The following is a 3108-nucleotide window of genomic DNA, read 5'->3' on the forward strand; positions in this document are numbered from 1 at the left end:
GGCCTACGCTCCGCCGGCGTTCGGCGGCCTGATCGCCACCCAGTGGATCGAGGACGGCGCGGCCGACGCCATCGTCGCCGAGGTGGCGGTCGAGATGACCGCCCGCATGGCGCTGGCCCGCCAGATCCTGGGCGCGGCCATGGAGGCGCCCGCCTCGCCGTCCTGCCCACACGTTTGGCTGCCGATGGGCGAACTGGAGGCCGAGCGCCTGGCCGGTCGCGCCCTGCGCGGCGGCGTCGAGGTCACCCCGCCCGGCGCTCCCGTCGTCGAGCCGGGCCTGAGCAGCGGCGTGCGGCTCTGCCTGGGCGCGACCCGGGACCGCGCCGAACTGGAAGCCGGCCTGCGCGTGGTCGCGGCGGCCCTGACGGGGACGGACGAACGGTCGCGGGCGGTGATCTGAGGTTTCCGCCGATTTGTTCTAGCGCTTGCCCTGGAAGCGCCCGACACCATCGCGCCAGAATCCGTTTCGAGACGCACAAGGAGCCGCCATGGCGACCGCCACCGCCCGCATCAGCGACGCCCACTACGCCACCGCGATCACCACCGGCCGCCACGCCCTGACGGCCGACGAGCCGGAGCGCAATGGCGGCCAGGACGTCGGGCCCGCGCCGTTCGACCTGCTGCTGGCGTCGCTGGGCGCCTGCACGGCCATGACCCTGAAGATGTACGCCGAGCACAAGGCATGGCCGCTGGAGGCGCTGGAGGTCCAGCTGCACTATCACGGCGGCGAGACCCCGCCCCGGATCGAGCGCGTGCTGGTCCCCACGGGTCCGCTGGACGAGGCGCAGMGGGCGCGGCTGGCCGATGTGGCCGAGCGGACGCCGGTGACCCTGGCGATCAAGGGCGGCGTGCCGATCCAGACGTCGCTGGGGTGATCACTTGCCCCCACCTGGCGGCTTCGCCGCCTGTCCGCCCCCACAGGGGGCGGAGGACGCGCGTCTTCCTCTTCCCCCTCTGGGGGAAGACGGCCGAAGGCCCGTAGGGGGCAAGTCCCGGCTGCCCCTACTCCGCCGCGATCGCCTCGGCCTCAGCCGCGGCCTTCAACTGGGCCGCGCGTTGTTCGACCAGCTCGACGATGTGCTCGATCATGCCGTCGTTGGACTGTTTGTGGTCGGCCTTGCCGGCCATGTAGATCATTCCCGAGCCGGCCCCGCCGCCGGTGAAGCCCAGGTCGGTCATCAGCGCCTCGCCGGGGCCGTTGACCACGCAGCCGATGATCGACAGCGACATCGGCTGGCTGATGTGGGCCAGGCGCTGCTCGAGGGCCTCCACCGTCTTGATGACGTTGAAGCCCTGACGCGCGCAGGACGGACAGGCGATGATGTTGACGCCCCGGTGGCGCAGACCCAGCGACTTGAGAATGTCGAAGCCGACCTTGATCTCCTCGACCGGGTCGGCGGCCAGGGACACGCGGATGGTGTCGCCGATGCCGGCCCACAGCATCGAGCCGATGCCGATCGACGACTTGACCGTGCCGGTGCGCAAAGCCCCGGCCTCGGTGACGCCCAGGTGCAGCGGGCAGTCGATGCGCTCGGCCAGCTGGTAATAGGCGGCCACCGTCATGAACGGGTCCGAAGCCTTCACCGAGATCTTGAACTCGTGGAAGTCGTGGTCCTGCAGGATGCGGGCGTGGTTCAGGGCGCTCTCGACCATGGCGTCGGGGCACGGCTCGCCGTACTTTTCCAGCAGCTCACGCTCCAGCGAGCCGGCGTTGACGCCGATCCGCATCGAGCAGCCGTGGTCGCGGGCCGCCTGGATGACGTCGCGCACGCGGTCGGGCGAACCGATATTGCCCGGATTGATCCGCAGGCACGCCGCGCCGGCCTGGGCCGCCTCGATGCCGCGCTTGTAGTGGAAGTGGATGTCGGCCACGAGCGGCACGCGGCTCTCGCGGGCGATGGTCTTGAAGGCCGCCGTCGAGTCGGTGTCGGGGCACGAGACGCGGACGATGTCGGCGCCGGCCTCCTCCAACTGGCGGATCTGCTCCAGCGTCGCGGCGGCGTCGCTGGTCAGGGTGTTGGTCATCGACTGGACGGTGATCGGCGCGTCGCCGCCCACCTCGACATTGCCGACGCGGATCTTGCGCGATTGCCGGCGCTCGATCGAGCGCCAGGGGCGGAGGTGGGTGTGGTCTGCGGCCATGCCGTCAATCTAAGGGGTTTGGCGGCGGAACCCAAGTGCGTCGCGTAAATGTCGCGGGCGCCATGATCCTGACTCGGGCGGGTGGTCTCTAGGCGGTCCCAAAGACGGCTCTGGAGTTTCGATGAGCGGGCGACCGCAGCCGTACGATCCCCTGGTCCCGACGCCGGTCCGCCGCCGGCGGGCGAGGACGGACGGCCTGATCGCCGGCGCACTCAGTCTCGCGGCGCATGCGGGCCTGCTGCTGGCCGTGATGGCGGTGCGGGTCCACCCGCCGACCCCGCCCGAGCCCGAACCGATCACCGTGGCCCTGTACGAGCCGCCCCCGCCGCCGCCCGAACCGCCCAAGCTGGCGCCCGAACCGGCCGGCGATCCGGCCCCGGCCAAGGTCTCGCCGCCCAAGCTGCCCGTCCGCCCGCCGAAGCTGGTCCCGCCGCCGCAGGTCGAGCCCCTGCCCGCCAAGCCCGCGCCCAAGCCGGTGGTGGTCGCCGAACTGGGCGAGGCCGACCTGATCGGCGCGGCCACGGCCGGCAACGGCTCGGGCGCCGGCGGCGCGGGGACGGGCCCGGGCGGCGGCGGTTGCGACATGGTCCGGCTCCTGCAGGACGCCCTGCGCAAGAACCCGCGCGTCCGCGCGGCGATGATGCAGGTTCACCCCGAGGCGGCGGCCAGGGGAAAGGCCGTGCTGGTCTGGAACGGCGACTGGGTGCAGAGCCCGGGCCAGGAGGGCAAGGGCCTGGCCGGCGTGCGCGAACTGATCATGCTGGAGGTGGCGTTCGCGCCCAAGGCCTGCCGGTCCGACCCGATGCGAGGCCTGGTGCTGATCTCGCTCAGCGACACCCCCGGCGCGCCGCGCCTGGCGCTGGGGTCGCGCGCGTGGAACTGGTCGGACCTGCTATTCGCGAAGTCGGGCGGGCGGCGGGGCTAGGGTCGGTCCTCGCCATCGGCATCCCGGGCCTTGTGCCCGGG

Annotated in this window: 3 protein-coding genes and 1 pseudogene; 3 read left to right on the plus strand and 1 reads right to left on the minus strand. The window is 72.3% G+C overall.

The window, feature by feature from the left end; translation table 11 throughout:
- Together AC1DZ6_RS22225 and AC1DZ6_RS22230 are read left to right on the plus strand one after the other, a co-directional pair.
- Positions 1-400 (plus strand): annotated as a pseudogene (locus AC1DZ6_RS22225) (PLP-dependent aminotransferase family protein); the annotation flags it as partial.
- A gap of 88 nt (positions 401-488) precedes the next feature.
- Complete coding sequence (locus tag AC1DZ6_RS22230; protein ID WP_477099297.1) at positions 489-875, plus strand: OsmC family protein; 387 nt, start codon at positions 489-491, stop codon at positions 873-875.
- A 127-nt stretch (positions 876-1002) separates the two neighbouring features.
- Here the strand turns inward: AC1DZ6_RS22230 and ispG are convergent, their stop codons facing one another.
- Complete coding sequence (gene ispG, locus AC1DZ6_RS22235; RefSeq protein ID WP_477099298.1) at positions 1003-2142, minus strand: flavodoxin-dependent (E)-4-hydroxy-3-methylbut-2-enyl-diphosphate synthase; 1140 nt, start codon at positions 2140-2142, stop codon at positions 1003-1005.
- Between the two features lie 121 nt (positions 2143-2263).
- On the opposite strand from ispG, the gene AC1DZ6_RS22240 reads away from it, so the two are divergent.
- Positions 2264-3067, plus strand: coding sequence for a hypothetical protein (locus AC1DZ6_RS22240; RefSeq protein ID WP_477099299.1), 804 nt, complete (start codon positions 2264-2266; stop codon positions 3065-3067).
- The last annotated feature ends 41 nt before the right edge of the window (positions 3068-3108 follow it).

The organism is Caulobacter sp. P1_B12_2 (assembly GCF_056406675.1).

Bases quoted from the DNA above. Each gene is read 5' to 3' on its own strand.
- ispG (WP_477099298.1), bottom strand. From the start codon at position 2,142: ATGGCCGCAGACCACACCCACCTCCGCCCCTGGCGCTCGATCGAGCGC.
- AC1DZ6_RS22240 (WP_477099299.1), top strand. From the start codon at position 2,264: ATGAGCGGGCGACCGCAGCCGTACGATCCCCTGGTCCCGACGCCGGTC.